A 20,424-nucleotide genomic window follows, 5' to 3' on the forward strand; every position below is an offset into this window, starting at 1 on the left:
ACCTTGTGTCTGTGAATTGCCTTAGCCGCAGGTGGTGCGTTTTGCCCCTTGAGCCGCGACGCTGGCGGGCGCAAACCAGCGCCATGACGTCTCACCACAGCGCCCGCGCGGCCCTCGCCCTGCTGCTTGCCAGCACCGCCATTCCCGGATTCGCGCAAAGCGCCGCCCCGCCCGCCGAAGCCACGGCCGAAACCCGCGCGGCCATGAACGAGCTGCTGGCGGCGGACGAATATATCCTGCGCATTCAGGCGCTCGATGATAATGGCCCGCGCATCAATGCCGTGATCGACTATGATCCCACCGCCCCTGTCAAGGCGCGCCAGCTGCTCGGCACGGGCGTGCTGCGCGGGCGCACCGTGCTGGTGAAGGACAATGTCGAGACGGCCGAATGGCCCACCACCGCAGGCTCCCTCGCGCTGAAGGACAATGCCACGGGCCGCGATGCGCCGCTGATCGCGCTGATGCGCGCCAATGGCGGGGTGGTGCTGGGCAAGACCAATCTTTCCGAATGGGCCAACATCCGTTCCGACAGCTCCACCAGCGGGTGGAGCGCGGTGGGCGGCCTGTCGCGCAACCCCCACGCGATTGATCGCAACACCTGCGGTTCCTCGAGCGGCAGCGGTGCGGCGGTGGCGGCGGGGTTCGCCTGGGCGGCCATCGGAACCGAGACCAACGGATCGATCACCTGCCCCGCCAGCATCAACGGCATCGTCGGCTTCAAGCCCAGCGTCGGGATCGTCAGCCGCACCCATGTGGTGCCGATCTCGAGCACCCAGGACACGGCCGGGCCGATGGCACGCACCGTCTACGACGCTGCCCTGCTGCTGACCGCCATCGCGGGCGAGGACAAGGCCGATCCGGTCACTTTGCAGGCCAAGCGGGTCAAGGACTACACCGCCGGGCTCGACACCGCCTCGCTCGACGGCGTGCGGATCGGCGTGCTGCGCGGCGCGGTGGGCAGCCGCCCCGATGTGAGCGCGCTGTTCGAGGATGCGCTCGCCGATCTGACCAAGGCGGGCGCGGTGCTGGTCGATGTCGAATATTCGCCCCCCGGCGAGCTGTGGCAGGCCTCGCTCCCGGTGCTGCTCTATGAACTGCGGGCGGAGTTGGACAAATACCTCGCGGGTCGCCCCGGCAGCGATGGGCCGCGCAGCCTCGCCGATGTGGTCAGCTTCAACATCGCCAACGAGCGCGAGGAACTGCGCTGGTTCGGGCAGGAGCTGTTCCTGCAAGCGCTCGATACCGACGATGCCGAGGCTTATGCGAAGAACCTTGCGACCCTGCGCCGCCTGTCGCGGGCGGAAGGGATCGACAAGCTGCTCAAGGACAATGACGTCACCTTCCTGATCGCGCCGACCGCCGGCCCGGCGTGGAGCACCGATCTGGTCAATGGCGACAACTTCGCCGGACGAATCGGGGCGGGCTATCTCGCGGCGATTGCGGGCTATCCGCATCTGACCGTGCCGATGGGGGCGGTCGAGCGGCTGCCGGTCGGTCTCAGCATCATGGGCGGGCAGTGGCAGGATCATGCCGTGCTGAAAGCGGGCGCGGCCTATGAAAAGGCACGCAGCGCCAAACTGCCCGCGCCGACCTTCCGCCCGTGGCGACCGGCAGGGGAGTGACCCCGGCCTAGCGCCTCCCCCTTCCCCAAACGAACAACCCCCGGCCACTTGCGCGGCCGGGGGTCATAAAGCAGGCTTTGCGCCTGTCGGTGTCAGCAGGCCGAAGCCTTACTTCTTGGCAGCCGCCTTCTTGGCCGGAGCCTTCTTGGCAGCGGGCTTTTCTTCAGCCGCAGCCGCTTCCTTCTTGGGAGCAGCCTTCTTGGCGGGAGCCTTCTTCGCCGCGGGCTTTTCCTCGGCCGCCGGAGCCTCGTCAGCCTTGGCCTCGGCCTTCTTCTTGGCGGGAGCCTTCTTGGCCGCAGCCTTCTTCGGCGCCGGAGCCGCTTCCGCGCCCTCTTCGGCTTCGATCGCGGCCTGGAGTTCTTCCACAGTCACTTCGCGCTCGGTGACTTCGGCCTTGTCGAACAGGAAGTCGACGACCTTGTCCTCATAGAGCGGCGCGCGCAGCTGGGCGGCGGCCATCGGGTCGGACTGGATGTACTGCACGAAACGCTCACGATCCTCGGTGCGATATTGCATCGCGGCCTGCTGGATCAGCATCGACATTTCCTGCTGGGTCACTTCCACGCCATTGGCCTGGCCGATTTCCGAAAGCAGCAGGCCCAGACGCACGCGGCGTTCGGCGATGGACTTGTACTCGTCCTTCTCGTCCTCGATCTGCTTCAGCGCGTCAGCCGGGTTTTCGTCGCGCGCGGCTTCCTGCTGGAGCTGGGCCCAGATCTGCTGGAATTCCGCCTCGACCATGGTGCCGGGGACTTCGAAGCTGTGCCCTGCGGCGAGCTGATCGAGCAGCTGGCGCTTCATCTGGGTGCGGGTGAGGCCAGCGGTCTGCTGTTCGAGCTGCGCCTTCATGATCTCGCGCAGCTTGTCGAGGCTGTCGAGGCCGAGGCTCTTGGCGAAATCCTCGTCGATGGTGGTTTCGGTTTCGACCTTCACCGCCTTCACGGTGACATCGAAGGTCGCTTCCTTGCCCGCGAGGTGCGCGGCCTGATACTCTTCAGGGAAGGTGACGGTGATGGTCTTTTCCTGACCGGTCTTCACGCCCACCAGGCTGGATTCGAAGCCGGGGATGAAGGTGTTCGAACCCAGCACCAGCGCCGCGTCTTCAGCCTTGCCGCCGTCGAATTCGACGCCGTCGAGCTTGCCGACGAAGTCGATGATCAGCTGGTCGCCGTCCGCCGCCTTCTTGGTCTTGGGCGCGTCCTTGTAGCTCTTGTTCTGGCCTGCGATGTTGGCCAGCGCTTCGTCGATCTGCGCGTCGGTGACGGGCACGACCAGACGCTCAAGCTTCAGACCTTCGATGCTCGGCGCTTCGATGGTCGGCAGCACTTCGAGGCTGACGGTGATCGCCGCGTCCTTGCCCTGCTCGTAATCCTCGTTGAGGCCGATCTCAGGCTGCATCGCGGGGCGCAGCGCTTCGTTGCGCAGCAGCGTGTCGACCGATTCGCGGATGGTGTCGTTCACCACCTGACCGTGCAGGGCTTCGCCGTGCATCTTCTTGACGAGGTTGGCGGGCACCTTGCCGGGACGGAAGCCGGGCATCCGCACCTGCGGAGCGACCTTCTTGATCTCGGCATCGATCTTCGCCGAAAGCTCGGCGGCCGGGATCGTGATCAGGTAGGCGCGCTTGAGCCCTTCGTTGACAGTCTGCTTGGTCTGCATGGGAACTGGTCTGAAGCCTTCTAGATGAGAAATCCGTGAGCGCGAGCGCGCGCCGGGACGAAGTTGGTGCGGGCGAAGGGACTCGAACCCCCACATCTTGCGATGCCAGAACCTAAATCTGGTGCGTCTACCAATTTCGCCACGCCCGCTTGCCCGAACGAAGCCGCGCGGGAAGCATGGCCCCCCGCGCGTATCAGCCGGTGCCCTTATCCCCCCTCAGCCAAAAGGGCAAGCGCAACACGCTTGAAGCCTTGCGGATTGGCGGATAAGGGCGCGCACCATGACCGAAGAAACCCCCGACACCGCCCCGACCACTGCTGGCGCAGACGTTCCGCCCGATCACCTGTCGGTCAATCCGCGCAGCCCCTTCTTCGATGCCGAAAAGCTCCAGCGCGGGGTCGGCATCCGTTTCAAGGACCGGGTGCGCACCGATATCGAGGAATATTCGATCTCCGAAGGCTGGGTGCGGGTGCAGGCGGGCAAGGCGGTGGATCGCAAGGGCCAGCCGCTGACGATCAAGCTGACCGGCCCGGTCGAGGCATGGTACGAAGACCTCGGCGAGAACCCGCCGGTCGCCAAAAAGGGCTGAAACCCCCGCGCGGGTTGCCATTTGGGCCGTTTGCGCCCACTTGGGCCGGGTTATGTCCCTCCCCAAGAAGCCTGAAGTCGTCATCATCGGCCGCCCCAACGTGGGCAAGTCCACGCTGTTCAACCGGCTGGTGGGCAAGAAACTCGCCCTCGTGGACGATCAGCCTGGGGTGACGCGCGACCGCCGGATGGGCGACGCGGTGATCGCGGGGCTGCATTTCACCGTGGTCGACACCGCCGGGTGGGAGGACGAGGACGAACTCTCGCTCCCCGGCCGGATGCGCAAGCAGACCGAAGCTTCGCTGGCCGGTGCCGATGCGGCGCTGTTCGTGGTCGATGCGCGCGCAGGGCTGACCCCGCTCGACGAGGAAATCGCCCGCTACCTGCGCGAGCAGGAAGTGCCGGTGGTCGTCGTTGCCAACAAGGCCGAGGGCAACGCCGCCGAAGCGGGCATCATGGAAGCCTATGCACTGGGCCTTGGCGAACCGCTCGGCGTTTCGGCCGAGCACGGCGAGGGCGTCGCCGATCTGTTCGGCGGGCTGTGGCCGATCATCGGCGCCAAGGCCGAGGAATGGGAAGAGGCTGACGAGGCCCACCGCGCCGAATTGCGCGCGATGGAGGAGGAAGACCGCCCCTCCGGCCCGCTGAAGCTCGCCATCGTCGGGCGGCCCAATGCGGGCAAGTCCACGCTCATCAACCGCCTGCTCGGCGAAGACCGGCTGCTGACCGGCCCCGAGGCCGGGATCACCCGCGATTCGATTGCGATCGACTGGGAATGGACCGACCCCAAGAGCGGCGAGACCCGCGAAATCCGCCTGATCGACACCGCAGGGATGCGCAAGAAGAAGAACGTCACCGAGAAGCTCGAAAAGCTCTCGGTCGCCGACGCGCGCAGGGCGGTGGATTTTGCCGAGGTGGTGGTGCTGCTGCTCGATGCGACGCAGGGGCTGGAGCACCAAGACCTCAAGATCGCCAGCCTCGTCCTCGAAGAAGGCCGCGCGCTGATGATCGCGATCAACAAGTGGGACGTGGCCGAGGACGCGAGCAAGCTCTTCAACGGCATCCGCGCGGCGCTCGATGACGGGCTGGCGCAGGTGCGCGGCCTGCCGCTGTTTGCCGTCAGCGCCAAGACCGGCAAGGGGCTCGACCAGATGCTCGCCGGTGCCTTCGAGCTGCGCGAGGCATGGTCGAAGCGCGTCAGCACCTCGGCCCTCAACCGCTGGTTCGACGATGCGATGGAAGCCAACCCGCCCCCCGCTCCCGGCGGCAAGCGGATCAAGCTGCGCTACATCACCCAGGCCGGCACCCGCCCCCCACGCTTCGTGATCTTCGGCACCCGGCTCGACCTGCTCCCCAAGAGCTACGAGCGCTACCTCGTCAACGGCATCCGCGCCAAGCTGGGCTTTGATGCGGTGCCGGTGCGCGTGACGCTCAAGGCCAACAAGAACCCCTACGCCAAGGAGTAGCCCCGATGCTGCTCGACTACCTCGCCGATGCCGCCACCCGCACGCCGCTGGCGCTCGAGATCATCGAGCGCACCGCCTCGACCCCGCGCGTGCAGCAGGTTGTGCAACTCTCGCTCGCCCCCGCCTTCCTGCTCAGCGGGATCGGGGCGATCATGAATGTCATCATGAGCCGGATGATCTGGATCTCGCAGCGGATCGAGAACATCGAGGAAAAGATGGAAGACGCGCGCACCGCCAAACAGGCGCGCGAATATGGCTGGCTGATGCGGCGGCGGCGGCTGATGCAGGGCGCTATCATGTTCTCGACCGCAGCCGCCGTGATGATCAGCGCGGTGATCATGCTGCTGTTCATCTCGGCCTATATCACATCGCAGATCGGCACGCTGATCGCCGCGATGTGGGTGCTGACGATGGTGCTGCTGGTGACAGGCCTCGGCTTCTTCCTGTTCGAGACAAGGCTGGCGGCGCTGGGGGCGCAGGCGACCAAGGAGTAACCGCTACCAGGCTCGGTCGAACGGCCCGCCAAAGGACGGGCCGCAAGGGCGACTGCCCGCCCGCAGACGCCCGGACCCCGGGCTTGACCCGGGGTGAGGAACAGCGTCGAGGACTGCACGCCGGATGGCGTGCAGCACACAAGAACGCCCTGCCCCCTTTTTGTGCAGCCCTGCGGCCAGCCCCTAGCCCTGGCGCTCAGCTTTCGCCGGCAGCCTGGCTTTGCAGCTGGCAGTAATTGTGCAGACCCATGCGCTCGATCATCTCGAACTGGGTTTCGAGGAAATCGACGTGCTCTTCCTCGTTCTTAAGGATTTCCTCGAACAGCCCGGCCGAGGTGTGATCCTTGACGCTGCGGGCATATTCGGCCGCATCCTTGAGCAGCGGAATCGCCTCGTGTTCCAATGCGAGATCGGCCTTGAGGATTTCCTCGACCGTCTCGCCGACCTTCAGTTTGTGGATTGCCTGGAAGTTGGGCAGCGCTTCCAAAAACAGGATGCGTTCGGCCAGCTTGTCGGCGTGCTCCATTTCCTCGATCGATTCGTGGCGTTCATAGGCCGCCAGCTTCTTCATGCCCCAATTGTCGAGCACGCGGTAATGCAGCCAGTACTGGTTGATCGCCGTCAGCTCGTTGGTGAGGCACTGGTTGAGATAGTCGATGACCTTGGGGTCGCCCTTCATGGGAAAGTCCTTTGCGAAATATCAAAGCCGGGTGGCCGGCATTGCCGCCATTCTAGACGGTGCCGAGGGCTGTTCGCAAGGGTCGGGCGAGAAAAATCTTTGCGAATCAGTCGCTTGCGATCCGTTCGCAAGAGCGGGTCAGGCCGCCTCTACTGCGAGGAAGTCGCAGCGCGCCGCCGCGCGCTCCGCGTCGATGATTTCCTGCGCCTCTTCAAGGCACTGGCCGCAATTGGGGCGCTTGCCGAGGCAGGCATAGGTCGCTTCTGCATCCCCGTCGCAGGTCAGCGCAGCCTTGCGCAAATCATTCTCACGGATGGCATTGCAGATGCAGATGTACATGGAGCCGCGAATCTTTCCTGCGAAGCGTTTGCAGGAGCGAATGTATGCGAGTTATTCGCAATAACAAGGGGGATTTTGTGTCCGCACGCCCTCCGGCGTGCGAAATCCTCGCTCACGCGGCCTGAAGGCCGCATCGCTGCGGGCGCGCGGTCGCGCTTGCGGTCGCTGCGCGACCGATCCAGCGCCAAGCGGCTTGGATTGCTTGTGGCGATGATCGGCGGGCGAAGCCTCGCCGCAAGGCCGACCGGCCGCCCGCAGCGCCGAAGGCGCGAGGATTTCGCAGCGCGGAGGCGCTGCGGACAACAAAAACCTCTCTTTCCCCTACTTCTTCAGCGGGAACACCGTTCGATAGGTCAGGCACCGCCACAGCCACTCCAGCGGGCCATAGCGGTAGCGGTCGAGCCAGGGCTTGCTCCACGCCAGCATCAGTATCCACGCCAGCACTGTCACCACATACAAGCCCGGACGGTTCAGCTGGCCGAACAGGCCCAGCGCCCAGCCGTGGAAGACGAACATCATCACCACCGAGGTGCCGAGGTAATTGGTGAAAGCCGCCCTTCCCGCCGCGCGCACCCGTTCGGCCAGCCAGCCGGTTGCGCCGGGCGAATAGGCGACCAGCAGCGCGGCCAGCCCCAGCACCATCCACAGCCGCGGCAGCGGGCTCCAGCCCATGAAGGCGGCAAGCGTCCCGTAGAAGGTGAAGCCGCCCGCCTTGACCACCAGCCCGATGGCAAGGTGGCCAAGCCCCCCCGCGATCAGCCCGATCCAGCCCCAGCGGATCATCTTGTCCCGATCGAACCCGCCCGAGAAGAACCCCATGCGGTAGAGCGCAATCCCGATCAGCATCAGCGGGATCGTCTCGAACCCGAAGAACAGGAGGTTGGAGAACGGCTCGCTCCACTGCTCGGTCAGGCGGTGCATCACCAAGGCGCCATAATCGCCCGAGGCGATGGTCGCATTGGGCACCGCGCCATGGGCCAGCGCCTCATCGATCCCGGCGATCATGTCGGCGCGCATTGGCTGCTTATCGGGCGTGCTGCCGAAAGGAGTATCGACCACCGCCCAGGGAAAACTCATCGCGCCGGCATAGAACACCACGCCGACCATGTAGCCGGCCAGCCCCACACCCAGCTGGGTTCTCGTCTGCCACGGCAGGCAGGCCAGCACGACAAGCCCGAACAGCGCGTAGTAGAACAGGATGTCGCCCGGCCAGATGAACAGGAAGTGGATCATCCCGAACACGGCCAGGATCACGAGCCGCCACGCCTGCAGCTTGCGCGTGCTCCCGCGCGCCCAGGCCTTCTCCATGAAGAGATACATCCCTGCCCCGAACAGCAGGGTGAACAGCCCGCGCATCTTGCCGTCGACCAGCACGAATTGCGCGATCCATTGCCACCCGCCTGGATCGCCGGGATCGGTCAGGAAGGCGGGCGGATACATATAGGCTTCGAAAGGCTGGCCGAAGGCGACGATGTTCGCCGCCAGAATCCCCATCACCGCAATGCCGCGGATGAAATCGAGCGTCGCGATCCGGTTCGCGGCAGCGACCGGGGCGACAGCGGCAGGTGAGGGGTCGCCGAACACATCCTCGGCAGCTTGCGGCGAAAGCGTATCCTGCATGGCTGATCCCCCGAGCCGTGTGATGGCTCGCAAGATTAGCGATTCGCGGCGGCTTGGGAAGGGCTGTCGGCCAACCCCGGGCGGATCAGCCCTGCCCGGCGACCACGCAGGCCTTGCCCTCGCGCTTCAGCGTGGCGCAGGCGCGCGCCGCGTCGGCCTCGCTGGCAAAGCCGGAGGCGAGCAGGCGGGTGAGCGTGCCGTTGGGCACCAGCGTCTTGCGCGTGCCCGAAAGCGCGGCATGGCCGCTGATCTGGTTCCACAGCTTGTCGGCATTGGCGGCCACGCCAAACGCGCCGAGCTGAACGCGCCACTTGCCCTTGGCGGGTGCGAGCGCGGGAGCGGGAGCCGGGGCGGCGGCGAGCGTCGCGGCCGGGGTCACGGGCTTGGGCGCAGGCGGAAGGCCGGGCTTGGCAGCGGGCGGCGCGGCGGCGGCAACGACCGGTGGTTTGGGGGACGGCTTGGCCACCGGCGCAGTGATGACCGCAGGCGTCGGGGCGGGCTGCGTCGGCGTGCCGGTGCCCAGTTCAGCGGCAGCGACCTCGCTGGAGCGCTGCGCCGTCGCCGCGGCCTCGATCTGGCGCGCCAGTGATTGCGCCTGCACGCGCTGCGCCTGGGGCACATACTTGTCCATCTGCACCAGCGCATCGCGCGCCTGCGGCAGGCCCGATCCGCTCGCGAGCGTCATCAGCGCATAGGCGCGCGTCCAGTCGCGCTCGGCATAATCGGCGTTGAAGTGCGACAGGCCCAGCACATATTGCGCGCGCGGATCGCCGCGGTCGGCCGCCGCGCGGATCATCGGCATGGCGCGCACCTGCTCGCCTTCCTGAAACAGCATCAGCCCGTAATTGTCGGCGGCCTTCACATGGCCGAGGCTGGCCGCCTGTTCATAGAGCTTGCGCGCGCGGATATTGTCGATCTCGACCCCGCGCCCCAGACGATAGGCCTGCGCAAGGTTGAACAGCGCGTCGGGATCGCCCGCAGCCGCCGGCCCCTGCCATTCGACCACGGCGCGCGCATAATCGCCCGCGCCCCAGGCATCGACCCCGGCCTTGACGTCCGCCGCAGCGGGTGCCGCCAGCAGCGCAAGCGCCGCCGCAGCTGCCATGCCGTGCTTCATCTTCGTCACCATCAACCGTGCCATCGCCTGTGCCTCGTCGCGCGTGGGGGAGAGAGGCACGGGTCTTAGTCCAAACACGGTTAGCAAATGGTTGCGCCCCGCTCAGTCGCAGCGCGGTGTCGCCCAAGTATCTGACAAGGGACCGATACCGTCCTGCATCAAGCTGCGCTCCGTTAACTCTAAATTAGGGGTATCCTGCGATCCCGTGGTCATCCAGCCGTTGTCAGGGGTCGCAATAGGGCCACCCTCCGACGGTCTAATCCATGGGGGACCCAGGCGTTGCGTGTACTCGCTTTGGCATCGCAGAAAGGTGGATCGGGCAAGACCACCCTGTCCGGACATCTCGCCGTCCAGGCCCAGCGCGCAGGCGCCGGGCCGGTCGTGCTGATCGACATCGACCCGCAAGGCTCCCTCGCCGACTGGTGGAACGAGCGCGAGGCGGAATATCCTGCCTTTGCCCAGACCACCGTGGCGCGCCTTGCCAACGACCTTGCCGTCCTGCGCCAGCAGGGCTTCAAGCTCGCGGTGATCGACACCCCGCCCGCCATCACCATGGCGATCCAGTCGGTGATCTCGGTCGCCGAGCTGATCGTCGTGCCGACTCGCCCCTCCCCGCACGATCTGCGCGCCGTGGGCGCCACGGTTGACCTGTGCGAGCGGGCGGGCAAGCCGCTGGTGTTCGTCGTCAATGCGGCCACCCCCAAGGCCAAGATCACCTCGGAAGCCGCCGTTGCCCTGTCGCAGCACGGCACCGTCGCCCCGATCACGCTCCACCACCGCACCGATTTCGCCGCCTCGATGATCGACGGCCGCACCGTGATGGAAGTCGATCCCGAAAGCCGCTCGGCTGCCGAGATCGCCGCGCTGTGGCGCTATATTGCCGACCGGCTTGAAAAGAACTTCCGCCGCACCGTGTTCGCCGCTGCCCCCAATGGCGTCGGCCAGCAGATGGGCGGCGTGCCGCGTCCCGCTGGTGGCTTCGGCCGCCGGGTGGCGCAGTAAGCGATAGAGGCGAGACGCGCCATGTCCGATCCCGGCTTTGCCTCCCTCGGCCCCTCGCTGCTCGCTCGCAAGGGCGGCGCGAAGCCCGCGATGCGCCCGCAGGTTGCGCCGCTGGTGACCGACCAGGCGGCCGTGCCGGAAGAGGCGCTCGAAGATCTCGGCTGGAACGATATGGGCGATGGTGCTGCCGAGGGTAGCCTCGGGGCCGACATCGTGCCGATCAACGCCGATGTCACCGCCGATGGCTTTGTCCCCGGCCCGAGCCCGGTGGTGCGCCGCCAGCAGCGCCGTCTCGAAGAGCGCGTGCTCGCCGATGCCGCCATGACCGGCCCGGACGACCTCGAGCCGGACTATGACGAGGACGAGGACTTCGAAGCCGCCGCGTTCTACGACGATGGCGCCTACACCGAAGACGACTTTGCCGACGAGAATGAGGGCGAAGACGAAGCTGAAGAAGAGGACGCGGGCGATTACGCCGACAGCGCCATCTATTCGCCGCTCGCCGCGCGTCAGCCCGCCGCTCCGGCTCCGGCGCCGGTGCCGGCTCCGGCACCCGCCCCGCGTGCGGCCCGTGTGCCGGCCGTGCAGGGCGGACGGCGTGCGGCCTTCACGCTCCGGCTCGATGCCGACCGCCATCTGAAACTGCGCCTTGCCGCCACCATGCAAGGCGTGAGCGCGCAGGCGCTCGTCACCGAGGCGCTTGATCGGCTGCTGGCCGAATATGACGACCTCGACATCATCGCCAACCATCTGAAACGCCACTGAACCGCCAGATTTTACGGGGGAAATGACCATGGACCGCAGCTTCAAGACCGGCAGCCGTTTCGCGCCGCGCCTCACGCTTGCCGTGACCACCGCCATTGCCGGGCTGGCGCTGGCCAGCATCAGCGCCGAGGCCGCGCCGCCGCGCCCCGACCAGTCCTTCGCCAGCGCGCAGACCGCGCTCGCCAAGGGTCAGGTCGCCAAGGCGATTGCCCATGCCGAGGCCGCCGTCGCAGGCGATCCGCGCAATTCGGCCTACCGCGCTCTGCTGGGCGCTGCCTATCTCGAGGCCGGACGGTTCGAATCGGCCGCCACCAGCTTCGGCGATGCGCTTGACCTTGGCGACACCAACCCGCGCACCGTGCTGAGCTTCGCGCTCGCCAAGATCGCGCTGGGCGATCAGCGCGCGGCGCTCGATGTGCTCGATGCCAATTCGCAGAATATCGACGCTGCCGATTTCGGCCTCGCCGTGGCGCTGGCCGGACAGCCGGAACGCGGCGTGCACGTGCTGGTCAATGCCGTGCGCAGCGCCGATGTGGTCAGCCCCAAGCTGCGCCAGAACCTTGCCTATACCTATGCGCTCGCGGGCAACTGGCGCGCGGCGCGGGTGATGGCGGCAGAAGATGTGCCCGCCGATCAGCTCGACGCCCGCCTGTCGGGCTGGGCCGCGATGGCCGCGCCCGAGCTGTTCCAGCAGCGCATCGCCAGCCTGCTCGATGTCACCCCGCGCGCCGACAACGGCCAGCCCGCGCAGCTCGCGCTCGCCAATTTCCCCGCTGCCGATGTGATGGTGGCTGACGCTGCGGCGGACGAAGCGCCGGTTGCGCTGGCCGCTGCCGAGCCTGCCCCGGCCCCGGTGCTCGCCCCGACCACCGCGCCCGTGACCACCTTTGCGCAGGCCTTTGCCAGCCCCGAGCCGTCGGTCGAAACCGTCGAGCCGGCGATGGCCTCTGGCGCGATCCGCTATGTCTCGAACCCGGTGGTGCAGGAACTGCCGACCACCCCGGGCCGCGCTCCGGTGCGTGTCGCTGCCGCCCCCAGCCAGCGCCGCATGGTCGCCTCGGCGGATGTGGCCGCGGCCCCCAAGCCCAAGGCGCCGGTCAAGGCGGCTGTCGCCAGCGACAAGGGCGCTGCCACCCATCTCGTGCAGCTCGGCTCCTATGACAGCAAGGTCGAAGCCGAGCGCGGCTGGAATGTGCTCAAGGCGAAGTTCCCGCAGCTCAAGGATCACAAGCCGGTCATCACCCAGGCGGTGGTGAACGGGCGCACCTTCTGGCGCGTGGCCGCTGATGGCTTTGGCCCCAAGAGCGCGCAGTCGATGTGCAGCACGGTCAAGTCGTCGGGTCGCGGCTGCTTTGCCTATGCCGCCTCCACCCCGCCGGCTGGCGCGGTGAAGCGCGACGTGCAGGTCGCCACGCGCAGCCGCTGAGCTGTCTTGCGGGCTGCGACGCCCGCCCCACAGATATGAGCGAGCCTTGCTCCCGGATGGCGCCTGTCGCTGTCCGGGAGCTTCCTTTTGTGCTCCGGGCGCGCAGGGGCTTTCCTACAGCCAGCAAGGCACCTTAGGGTGCCGGAACAGGTCTGGCACCAGCCTCCACCCGATGCTGGCGTGAAGCATTACCGCGAGGGCAAAAACCCCCGCAAATCCGGGGAAAATCGCGCTTCACCTTGTTTTCAAACGACAGTTTTTAGACGCGTCTTGACGCGGCTTGCGCAGGTCTTGGCGGGTTTTGCGCAGGCGCAGGGCCGGTTATGGCGGTGCGCTCCGCCACGCGCTTGCGGCACAGGTGTAGGATCGCCCCGCTAGAGCCTGACCCCGCCCTTCCACAGCCCCAGCACCCGGCCCTGGGTGCCCTGCCGATCGAAGGGGGTGTTGTCCGCGGTCGCTTCCATCTTGCGGCGGTCGATGATCCACGGGGCGTCCGGGTCGATGAGGGCAAGGTCGGCCTCCAACCCTTCGGCCAGCACCCCTGCGGGCACCCCGAGGAGCTTTGCGGGATTGGTCGCCAACAGTTCGAAGACGCGGTGCGTGTCGATCACCCCGTCGCGCACCAGCCCCAATGTGGTGGCGAGCAGCGTCTCGGCCCCCGCCATGCCGGGGAGCGCATCGGCAAAGGGCAGGCGCTTGTCTTCTGGCCCGCGCGGATCGTGGCCGCTGGCGATCACGTCCACCGTGCCGTCGGCGATGGCGGCAAGCGCCGCCTGCCGGTCAGCCTCGCACCGCAGCGGCGGCGACAGGCGCGCGAAGGTGCGGAAGTCGACGGTCGCCAGGTCGGACAGGAGGAAATGCGCAGGGGTGATCCCGCAGGTCACCGCCAGCCCCCGCGCCTTCGCTTCGCGCACCAGCGCAAAGCCCCGCGCGGTCGTCACCTGCCGGATATGCAGCCGCGCGCCCGCCAGCTCGGCGAGCGCGATGTCGCGCGCAATCGCGAGCGCCTCGGCCTCGGCGGGTGCCGAGGGAAGGCCAAGCCGGGTGGCGATCTCACCCGCCGTCGCGGCAGCCTCGCCAACCAGGCCGCCATCCTCGGCATGGGTGACGACCACCAGCCCCAGCATCGCGGCATATTGCAGCAGCCGCAGCATCACGCCGCTATCGGCGATCCAGCGCCGCCCGGTGGCGACCGCCTTGGCCCCGGCATCCTGCATCAGCGCCAGTTCGGCCAGCTCCCGCCCCTCCAGCCCGCGCGTGGCAGCAGCAAGCGGGTGAACCCACAGATCGGGCTTGCCGCTCTTGGCGATGAAGCCGACCCGGCTCGGCAGATCGAGCGGGGGCGATTGATCCGGCATCAATGCGGCGCGGGTGATCCCGCCGAAATGGAACGCGGGCTTGTCGACCGCGAAGACCCCGAAATCGACGAGGCCGGGGGCGAGCAGCTTGCCCTTCGCATCGACGATGGTGTCGCCTTCCTGCGGCGTCACACCAGCACCCACGGCAAGGATCACCCCCTCGGCGCAGCGCAAGGCGCCCCGGGCCATGCCATCGGGCATCACCACCTCGGCGCCCGTGATGGTGAGCGGTGCTGCCTGTTTCATGCCGCCCACCCCTCCACGCCCCGCGCCTCGCGGGTGAGGATATCGAGGCACGCCATGCGGATCGCCACGCCCATCTCGACCTGTCGGGTGATCAGCGAGCGGCCCGCCATGTCGGCGACCTCGCTGTCGATCTCGACCCCGCGGTTCATCGGGCCGGGGTGCATCACCAGCGCATCGGGCCGCGCGAGCGCAAGGCGCTTGGTCGTCAGGCCATAGAGGTGGCGATATTCGCGCGGGGAGGGGATGAACTGCCCGCTCATCCGTTCCGATTGCAGGCGCAGCATCATCACCACTTCCGCGCCCTCCAGCGCAGCGTCGAAATTGTGGAACACCTCAACCCCCATCGCCTCGACCCCCGCCGGCATCAGCGCAGGCGGAGCGCAGACGCGCACCTTGGCGCCCATCGCGGTGAGGCACAGGATATTGGAGCGCGCCACCCGGCTATGGAGGATATCGCCGCAGATCACGACATTGAGCCCGGTGAAGTCCTCGGCCCCCTCGCCCCGCTCGGCGAGCGCATGGCGCAGGGTCAGCGCATCGAGCAGGGCTTGGGTGGGGTGTTCGTGCTGCCCGTCGCCCGCGTTGAGGACGGGGCAATCGACCTTGTCGGCAATCAGCCCGGTCGCCCCTGACGATCCATGCCGGATCACGATCGCATCGGCGCGCATTGCGTTGAGCGTGATCGCGGTGTCGATCAGCGTCTCGCCCTTCTTCACGCTGCTGGTGGCCGCGTGCATGTTGACCACATCCGCCCCCAGCCGCTTGCCCGCGATCTCGAAGGACAGCAGCGTGCGGGTCGAATTCTCGAAGAAGGCGTTGATGATGGTCAGGCCCGCCAAGAGATCGGTGTGCTTGGCGCTCTGCCGGTTGAGCGCGACCCACTGCTGCGCCTGATCGAGCACATAGAGGATCTCGTGCCGCGCCAGCTTGCCGATACCGGTGAGATCGCGGTGCGGGAACGCCAGCCGTCCGGCCGGAAAGCGGCCCGCGGGGGCGGAAAGATCGGTGGCACTCATTAAAGCGATGCCCTTAAGGCAGCCTCATCCGCCACTCAACCCATGGCGTAAAGCTTTCCGATAGAACTGCGCGGCCAAAGACCCTAGAGCAAGGGCCGCAATCGCAAGGGAAATGCTGCATGGGTTTCGTCGGCAAGGTCTGGAAGATCCTGGTGGGGATCAAGGACGGTCTGGTTCTGCTGGCCATGCTGCTGTTCTTCATCGCGCTGTTCGCGGTGCTCTCGGCCCGCCCCAACCCCGGCGAAGTGCGCGAAGGCGCGCTGCTGATCGACCTGGCTGGCGTGGTGGTCGAGGAAAAGTCGGTGCTCGATCCGATCGAGACATTCCTCTCGGGCACGGCCCCCGTCAGCGAATATCGTGCGCGCGACATCACCCGGGCGCTCGATGCCGCGGCCCGCGATGACCGGATCAAGGTGGTGGTGATCGACCTTTCGACCTTCATCGGCGGTGGGCAGGTGCACCTTACCGCCATCGGCGAGGCGATGGACCGGGTGCGCAAGGCGAAGAAGCCGGTGCTGACCTATGCGCTGGGCTATGCCGACGATCACATGGCGATCGCCGCCCATGCGAGCGAAGTCTGGCTCGATCCGCGCGGGTTGGCGGTGATCGCCGGGCCGGGGGGCACCAACCTCTATTACGGCGATCTTCTCGCGCGGCTGAACGTCAATGCGCGGGTGTACCGGGTGGGCACCTTCAAGTCGGCGGTCGAGCCCTATGTCCGCAGCGGGATGTCGGACGAGGCACGCACCGCGGCAGGGGCGCTCTACGGTTCGCTGTGGGAGGAGTACAAGGCCAACCTCACCAAGGCCCGGCCCAAGCTGCAACTGGCCAAGGTGACGGGCGATCCTGTCGCCTGGATCAAGAGTTCGGGCGGCGATCTGGCCAAGGCGGCGCTCGCTGCCGGGATGGTCGACAAGCTCGGCGACCGCGCGCAGTTCGGCGCAAGGGTGGCCGAAATGGCAGGCGAGGATCCCTGGAGCGACAAGCCCGGCAATTTTGCCGCGAGCGATCTTGACGCCTTCCTCGCCGATGTCGGCCCCGACACGGCAGGCCGCAAGATCGGCGTCGTCACCATCGCCGGCGAAATCGTCGATGGCGAGGCCGGCCCCGGTATCGCCGGGGGCACCCGCATCGCCGATCTGCTCGACGAGGCCCTGGACGATGATCTCGCCGCGCTGGTGGTGCGGGTCGATTCGCCCGGCGGATCGGCCAACGCTGCCGAGGAAATCCGCCGCGCGATCCAGCGCTTCCGCGACCGCAAGATCCCGGTCGCCGTCTCCTTCGCCAATGTCGCGGCCAGCGGCGGCTATTGGGTGGCGACCTCCAGCGACCGCATCTTCGCCGAACCGGCCACGATCACCGGCTCGATCGGGGTGTTCGCGGTGGTGCCGACCTTCGAGAAGGCGGCGGCGCAATATGGCGTGAAGGCCGACGGCTATCGCACCACCGAGCTGTCGGGCCAGCCCGACATCATCGGCGGCTTTACACCGGCGATCGATTCGCTGCTCCAGACCTCGATCGAGGGCACCTATGCCGAATTCATCGGCCTGGTGGGCAAGGCGCGGGGGATGCCGACCGAAAAGGTCGACGGCATTGCGCAGGGGCGCGTGTGGGACGGCGGCACGGCGCGCCAGCTGGGGCTGGTGGACGAGTTCGGCGATCTCGACGCGGCGCTCGCCTGGGCAGCGGCCAAGGCCGGGTTGAAGGACGGCGGCTGGCACCCGGTCTTCCTCGGCGAGGAAGCGCCGAATTACGATTCGCTGATCCGCCAGCTGGTGACCGGCGGCAGCAGCGCGTCTGTCATGCCCGCAGCGCACAGCGGGGACATCTTCGCGATGGTCGCAGGCCGCCGCGACGTGGTTGCCGCACAACTGGCGCGCGATGCCGAGCGGCTGCTGGGCACGCGCGGGGTGCAGGCCTATTGCGCCGATTGCCCCGCCCGCCCCGCCGCCGCGCCCGCCCCACGCGCCAAGTCACCCGATGCGCTGCTGACCTTCCTCAACTGGCTGAGCCAATCCTGACCCCGCCTGCGAAATCGCACACGCGGCACCCGCAACCGCTTGCCAAGCGCGCAAGGCCGCTTTAAAGGCGCGCCCCTGTCCGGGCCACACGGCCCTTCGGACGGGCGCGTAGCTCAGCGGTAGAGCACACCCTTCACACGGGTGGGGTCACAGGTTCAATCCCTGTCGCGCCCACCATTTCCCCCCTTTCTATTCCGGCGGAAATGGCTCTTCGACGATGGGTGGTTGGCAGAACCGCTTGCGTCATTCACCCCTCCCCGCTTGACCGCCCCGGCCCTGTCGCGGCATGGCTTTGCGCCATTTGCTGCGTCCTGCAGGCGAGAGAGGTTTTCATGCGCAAAGTGTTCGGGGGCCGGAGCCTCATTGTCTGGGCAGCCCTGGCGGCAGCAGCGACGGCGACGGCTGTGCCCGCGCAGGCGCAGTCCTTTATCGAAGGGCCGGTCGATGCCGCCATCCCGACGTTGACCGCCACGGTCGGCCATGCGCCGGGCGCGCGGATTACCTCGCCCGATCAGACCTATGCCTATCTCAAGGCGCTCGCCGAGGCCGCGCCTGATCGCGCGCGGCTGGTGCAATATGCGGTAAGCTGGGAGGGACGCCCGCTCTATTACCTCGTCCTGACGGCCCCGGCCAACATGGCCCGGATCGACGCGATCAAGGCCGACATGGCCAGCATCGCCGCCGGGCGCACGGGCAATGGCAGCGCGCTGCCTGTCACCTGGCTGACCTATGGCGTCCACGGCAACGAGATCTCCTCGACCGATGCCGCGCTGATGACCGCCTACCACCTGCTCGCCGCCAAGGACGATGCCCGCGCGGCCAAGATCATGGCCAACACCATTGTCGTGATCGACCCGATGCAGAACCCCGACGGGCGGGCGCGATTCCTCAACAATTTCCTCGCCTCGACCGGGATCGTCCCCGATGCCGACCGGCAGGCCGCCGAGCATGACGAGCCCTGGCCGAGCGGGCGCGTCAACCACTACCTGTTCGATCTCAACCGCGACTGGTTCACGCTCTCGCAGCCCGAAACCCGCGGCAAGGTCGCCGCGATCCGGCAGTGGAACCCGGTGGTCGTCGTCGACCTGCACGAAATGGGCGGGGACGAGACCTATTTCTTCTCGCCCGCCGCCCAGCCCTTCAGCCCCAATCTCACGCCCGCGCAGATCCGCGCCTATGAACTGATCGGGCGCTACAACGCCGCAGCCTTCGATGCGCGCGGCGAGCCCTATTTCACCCGCGAAGTGTTCGACCTGTTCTACCCCGGCTACGGCGACACCTGGAACGCCCATCAGGGCGCGATCGGCAGCACCTACGAACAGGGGTCATCGCGCGGGCTGGTATGGGCGCGGCGCGATGGAACCGAGCTGACCTATGCCGACGGGGTAGCGAATCACTTCACCGCCAGCCTCGCCACAGCCGCAGCCGTGGCCGACAATCCGCAAAGGTTCCTCGCCGATTTTGCCGCCTACCGCGCGGGCAATGCCAGCGGCGCGGCAGGCAAGGGCACCTATGTGATCGACCTTGGCAAGCGGCGCTGGAACGCCGAGCGCCTCGGTCGCCGCCTTGCCGAACAGGGCATTACCGTGCTGCGCCGCGATGGCGCAGCCACGCTTTGCGGCAAGTCCTATCCCGCCGGCTACCTCGCTGTGCCCCAAGCCCAGCCTGCCGCGCGGCTGATCAAGAGCCTGCTCGACCGCGACACGCCCCTGCCCCCCGATTTCCTCGCCGAACAGGAACGCCGCCGGTCGGTCGATCTGCCGCATGAGCTCTATGATGTCACCGCCTGGTCGGTCGGGCCAATGGCGGGCGTCGATGTGGCGCTGTGCGCGGCACCGGCGAGCGGCGATCCGCTGCGTTTTGATGCGCCCATCACCCCGCGCGCCGAAGGCCAGGGCAGCTTCGCCATCGCCGTGCCGTGGACGGACAGCGGGCAGGCCCGGCTCGTCACGCTCGCGCTGCGCGAAGGCATCGATGGCCGCGCCACCGACCGTGCCTTCACCACCGCCGGGCGCGAATTCCCGCGCGGCACGGTGGTCTTCCCTGCCGGGTCGAACAGCCCCGAGAAGATGGCCCGCCTCGCCGAGATCGCCCGCGATGTGGGCGCGCAGACCATCGCGCTCGAAAGCGGCTGGGTCGATGACGGGCCGAACCTCGGCAGCGAGCATTTCGTGCGCCTCACGCTCCCGCGCGTCGCGGTGGCGTGGGATGACGGGGTGTCGCAGCTGAGTGCAGGCTCCTTGCGCTATGTGCTCGAACAGCGGATCGGCCTGCCGGTTACGCCGATCCGCACCAGCCGCCTCGGCCGCGCCGATCTCAGCGACTATGACGTGGTGCTGGTGCCCGAGGGCGATCCGTCCTCGGTGCTGGGCGACAGCGGGCAGCGCGCCCTGCGCAGCTTCGTGCAGCGCGGCGGGGTGCTGGTGGCGATCGGCGACAGCCTCGAGACCTTCAGCGGCGGCGACAATCCGCTGCTGGCGGTGAAGCGCGAGGCCGCACTGGGCCGCGACCCTGCCGACAAGAAGGACGACAAGGCGAGCCTTGCCGAAGCGCTCACCATCACCAACGATGCCGAGTATCGCGAGGCGATCAAAGATCAGCAGGCGCTGCCCGACACCTTGCCGGGCGCACTGCTGAACGTGGTCGGAGAGCCTGACCACTTCCTCTCCGCCGGTTACGACGATGGCGCCGTGGTGCTGGCGACGGGAACGCAGATCTTCACCCCGCTCGACCGCGCGACCGGGATCAACGTGCTGCGCTTCGCGGCGCCCGCGGGACTGATCGCGAGCGGTTACGTGTGGGAAGAAAACCGGCGGCAGATGGCCTATAAGCCCTACATGATGGCCCAGCCGACCGGGCGCGGACTGGTGATCGGCTTTGCCCACGATCCCTCGACCCGCGCCTTTCTCGAAGGGCTCGACCTGATGCTCGCCAATGCCGTGCTGATCGCGCCCTCGCGGGTGCGGTAAGCGTCGCCGGGTGACCTAGGAAGTTGACACTTTTTGT

General features: G+C 67.4%; 16 protein-coding genes and 2 tRNA genes. 10 read left to right on the top strand and 8 right to left on the bottom strand.

The annotated features are described in order from the left end of the window. The first annotated feature begins 83 nt into the window (after window positions 1-83). The gene (locus tag PS060_RS02190; RefSeq protein WP_273985147.1) at window positions 84-1,622 is read left to right on the top strand and encodes an amidase; all 1,539 of its coding nucleotides are present in this window, start codon (window positions 84-86) and stop codon (window positions 1,620-1,622) included. A gap of 108 nt (window positions 1,623-1,730) precedes the next feature. Here the strand turns inward: PS060_RS02190 and tig are convergent, their stop codons facing one another. Next, window positions 1,731-3,281: a trigger factor gene (gene tig / locus PS060_RS02195; RefSeq protein WP_273985148.1), complete on the bottom strand. Its 1,551-nt coding sequence runs from the start codon at window positions 3,279-3,281 to the stop codon at window positions 1,731-1,733. A 64-nt stretch (window positions 3,282-3,345) separates the two neighbouring features. Continuing rightward, window positions 3,346-3,430, bottom strand: a tRNA-Leu gene (locus PS060_RS02200). 131 nt (window positions 3,431-3,561) lie between these two features. Between PS060_RS02200 and PS060_RS02205 the strand changes: the two genes are divergently transcribed. The 3 genes from PS060_RS02205 to PS060_RS02215 are packed head-to-tail and all read left to right on the top strand — an operon-like array spanning window position 3,562 to window position 5,829. Beyond that, window positions 3,562-3,870 (top strand): DUF3297 family protein, encoded by a 309-nt coding sequence (locus PS060_RS02205; protein ID WP_273985150.1) that lies wholly within the window; start codon window positions 3,562-3,564, stop codon window positions 3,868-3,870. Between the two features lie 52 nt (window positions 3,871-3,922). After that, complete coding sequence (gene der, locus PS060_RS02210) at window positions 3,923-5,335, top strand: ribosome biogenesis GTPase Der (RefSeq protein ID WP_273985151.1); 1,413 nt, start codon at window positions 3,923-3,925, stop codon at window positions 5,333-5,335. A gap of 5 nt (window positions 5,336-5,340) precedes the next feature. Then, the gene (locus PS060_RS02215; protein WP_273985152.1) at window positions 5,341-5,829 is read left to right on the top strand and encodes a DUF2721 domain-containing protein; all 489 of its coding nucleotides are present in this window, start codon (window positions 5,341-5,343) and stop codon (window positions 5,827-5,829) included. A 196-nt stretch (window positions 5,830-6,025) separates the two neighbouring features. Here the strand turns inward: PS060_RS02215 and bfr are convergent, their stop codons facing one another. The 4 genes from bfr to PS060_RS02235 all read right to left on the bottom strand — a co-directional run bounded on the left by bfr (window position 6,026) and on the right by PS060_RS02235 (window position 9,644). After that, window positions 6,026-6,508: a bacterioferritin gene (gene bfr / locus PS060_RS02220; RefSeq protein ID WP_273985153.1), complete on the bottom strand. Its 483-nt coding sequence runs from the start codon at window positions 6,506-6,508 to the stop codon at window positions 6,026-6,028. A 138-nt stretch (window positions 6,509-6,646) separates the two neighbouring features. Next, the gene (locus PS060_RS02225) at window positions 6,647-6,847 is read right to left on the bottom strand and encodes a (2Fe-2S)-binding protein (protein WP_073977216.1); all 201 of its coding nucleotides are present in this window, start codon (window positions 6,845-6,847) and stop codon (window positions 6,647-6,649) included. Window positions 6,848-7,168: 321 nt separating this feature from the next. After that, window positions 7,169-8,467 carry a DUF418 domain-containing protein gene (locus PS060_RS02230; RefSeq protein WP_273985154.1) on the bottom strand — a complete coding sequence of 433 codons (1,299 nt, stop codon included), beginning with the start codon at window positions 8,465-8,467 and terminating at the stop codon, window positions 7,169-7,171. Window positions 8,468-8,552: 85 nt separating this feature from the next. Continuing rightward, window positions 8,553-9,644 carry an SPOR domain-containing protein gene (locus tag PS060_RS02235; protein ID WP_337960229.1) on the bottom strand — a complete coding sequence of 364 codons (1,092 nt, stop codon included), beginning with the start codon at window positions 9,642-9,644 and terminating at the stop codon, window positions 8,553-8,555. A gap of 219 nt (window positions 9,645-9,863) precedes the next feature. Between PS060_RS02235 and PS060_RS02240 the strand changes: the two genes are divergently transcribed. The 3 genes from PS060_RS02240 to PS060_RS02250 are packed head-to-tail and all read left to right on the top strand — an operon-like array spanning window position 9,864 to window position 12,777. Further along, entirely contained in the window at window positions 9,864-10,586 is a 723-nt protein-coding gene (locus tag PS060_RS02240) for a ParA family protein (protein ID WP_273985156.1), read from the top strand. 21 nt (window positions 10,587-10,607) lie between these two features. Further along, the gene (locus tag PS060_RS02245; RefSeq protein WP_273985157.1) at window positions 10,608-11,351 is read left to right on the top strand and encodes a hypothetical protein; all 744 of its coding nucleotides are present in this window, start codon (window positions 10,608-10,610) and stop codon (window positions 11,349-11,351) included. Between the two features lie 28 nt (window positions 11,352-11,379). Next, entirely contained in the window at window positions 11,380-12,777 is a 1,398-nt protein-coding gene (locus tag PS060_RS02250; RefSeq protein WP_273985158.1) for a tetratricopeptide repeat protein, read from the top strand. 374 nt (window positions 12,778-13,151) lie between these two features. On the opposite strand, the gene PS060_RS02255 is transcribed toward PS060_RS02250, so the two are convergent. Both PS060_RS02255 and PS060_RS02260 read right to left on the bottom strand, forming a co-directional pair. Next, complete coding sequence (locus tag PS060_RS02255) at window positions 13,152-14,381, bottom strand: dihydroorotase (RefSeq protein ID WP_273985159.1); 1,230 nt, start codon at window positions 14,379-14,381, stop codon at window positions 13,152-13,154. Beyond that, on the bottom strand, window positions 14,378-15,397 hold the full coding sequence (locus PS060_RS02260) for an aspartate carbamoyltransferase catalytic subunit (RefSeq protein ID WP_273985160.1): 1,020 nt from the start codon (window positions 15,395-15,397) through the stop codon (window positions 14,378-14,380). Before PS060_RS02260 ends, PS060_RS02255 begins: the two co-directional genes overlap by 4 nt. A gap of 119 nt (window positions 15,398-15,516) precedes the next feature. Between PS060_RS02260 and sppA the strand changes: the two genes are divergently transcribed. From sppA to PS060_RS02275, 3 genes are all read left to right on the top strand, one after another. Next, complete coding sequence (gene sppA, locus PS060_RS02265) at window positions 15,517-17,418, top strand: signal peptide peptidase SppA (RefSeq protein WP_273985161.1); 1,902 nt, start codon at window positions 15,517-15,519, stop codon at window positions 17,416-17,418. Window positions 17,419-17,520: 102 nt separating this feature from the next. Continuing rightward, window positions 17,521-17,595, top strand: a tRNA-Val gene (locus PS060_RS02270). Window positions 17,596-17,750: 155 nt separating this feature from the next. After that, entirely contained in the window at window positions 17,751-20,387 is a 2,637-nt protein-coding gene (locus PS060_RS02275) for a M14 metallopeptidase family protein (protein WP_273985163.1), read from the top strand. Window positions 20,388-20,424: the final 37 nt, after the last annotated feature.

The sequence above is a fragment of the Erythrobacter sp. BLCC-B19 genome, assembly GCF_028621955.1.
In the GTDB taxonomy this organism is placed as follows: Bacteria; Pseudomonadota; Alphaproteobacteria; order Sphingomonadales; family Sphingomonadaceae; genus Erythrobacter.

Coding starts and splice junctions, on each gene's coding strand:
- PS060_RS02275 (WP_273985163.1), top strand. CDS start 17,751: ATGCGCAAAGTGTTCGGGGGCCGGAGCCTCATTGTCTGGGCAGCCCTG.
- PS060_RS02215 (WP_273985152.1), top strand. CDS start 5,341: ATGCTGCTCGACTACCTCGCCGATGCCGCCACCCGCACGCCGCTGGCG.
- PS060_RS02250 (WP_273985158.1), top strand. CDS start 11,380: ATGGACCGCAGCTTCAAGACCGGCAGCCGTTTCGCGCCGCGCCTCACG.
- PS060_RS02260 (WP_273985160.1), bottom strand. CDS start 15,397: ATGAGTGCCACCGATCTTTCCGCCCCCGCGGGCCGCTTTCCGGCCGGA.
- tig (WP_273985148.1), bottom strand. CDS start 3,281: ATGCAGACCAAGCAGACTGTCAACGAAGGGCTCAAGCGCGCCTACCTG.
- PS060_RS02245 (WP_273985157.1), top strand. CDS start 10,608: ATGTCCGATCCCGGCTTTGCCTCCCTCGGCCCCTCGCTGCTCGCTCGC.
- PS060_RS02255 (WP_273985159.1), bottom strand. CDS start 14,381: ATGAAACAGGCAGCACCGCTCACCATCACGGGCGCCGAGGTGGTGATG.
- PS060_RS02225 (WP_073977216.1), bottom strand. CDS start 6,847: ATGTACATCTGCATCTGCAATGCCATCCGTGAGAATGATTTGCGCAAG.
- der (WP_273985151.1), top strand. CDS start 3,923: ATGTCCCTCCCCAAGAAGCCTGAAGTCGTCATCATCGGCCGCCCCAAC.
- PS060_RS02230 (WP_273985154.1), bottom strand. CDS start 8,467: ATGCAGGATACGCTTTCGCCGCAAGCTGCCGAGGATGTGTTCGGCGAC.
- sppA (WP_273985161.1), top strand. CDS start 15,517: ATGGGTTTCGTCGGCAAGGTCTGGAAGATCCTGGTGGGGATCAAGGAC.
- PS060_RS02190 (WP_273985147.1), top strand. CDS start 84: ATGACGTCTCACCACAGCGCCCGCGCGGCCCTCGCCCTGCTGCTTGCC.
- bfr (WP_273985153.1), bottom strand. CDS start 6,508: ATGAAGGGCGACCCCAAGGTCATCGACTATCTCAACCAGTGCCTCACC.
- PS060_RS02205 (WP_273985150.1), top strand. CDS start 3,562: ATGACCGAAGAAACCCCCGACACCGCCCCGACCACTGCTGGCGCAGAC.